1 protein-coding gene is annotated in these 779 nt (G+C 65.3%); it reads left to right on the top strand.

From position 1 onward, the window contains the following. Positions 1 to 779 (top strand): non-reducing end alpha-L-arabinofuranosidase family hydrolase (locus AC2CHG_RS31645; protein WP_484526234.1); only part of this gene is annotated, 779 nt, incomplete at both ends.

Genomic DNA, 779 nt, shown 5'->3' with positions numbered 1-779 from the left:
CCGGGTGGCACGTGCAACCTGCCGTCGTCGTACCGGTGGTCGTCCACGGGTGCGTTGGCGCAGCCGCGCTCGGGCTGGGTGTCGTTGAAGGACTTCACGGTGGTGCCGTACAACGGGCAGCACCTGGTGTACGCCACGACGCACGACACCGGGTCGTCGTGGGGGTCGATGAACTTCGGTCTGTTCTCGAACTGGTCGCAGATGGCTTCGGCGTCGCAGAACGCGATGTCGTCGGGGACTGTGGCGCCGACGTTGTTCTACTTCGCGCCGCGCAACATCTGGGTCCTCGCCTACCAGTGGGGGCCGACCGCGTTCTCCTACCGCACCTCGACGAATCCGACCAACCCGAACGGCTGGTCCTCGGCGCAGCCGCTGTTCACCGGCAGCATCTCCGGTTCCGGCACCGGCCCGATCGACCAGACCCTGATCGCCGACGACCAGAACATGTACCTGTTCTTCGCCGGTGACAACGGCAAGATCTACCGCTCCAGCATGCCGATCGGGAACTTCCCCGGCAGCTTCGGCTCCAACTACACCACCATCATGAGCGATTCGACGAACAACCTGTTCGAAGCCGTGCAGGTCTACAAGCTGCAGGGCCAGACCCGCTACCTCATGATCGTCGAGGCGATCGGCTCCCAGGGCCGCTACTTCCGCTCCTTCACCGCCACCAGCCTGAACGGCTCCTGGACCCCGCAGGCCGCCACCGAGTCCAACCCGTTCGCCGGCAAGGCCAACAGCGGCGCCACCTGGACCAACGACATCAGCCACGGCGAACT

This window comes from Micromonospora sp. ATLC20, assembly GCF_057196585.1.
Note: the sequence above shows the minus strand (reverse complement) of the source record. Positions and strands in the feature narration are given on the sequence as shown.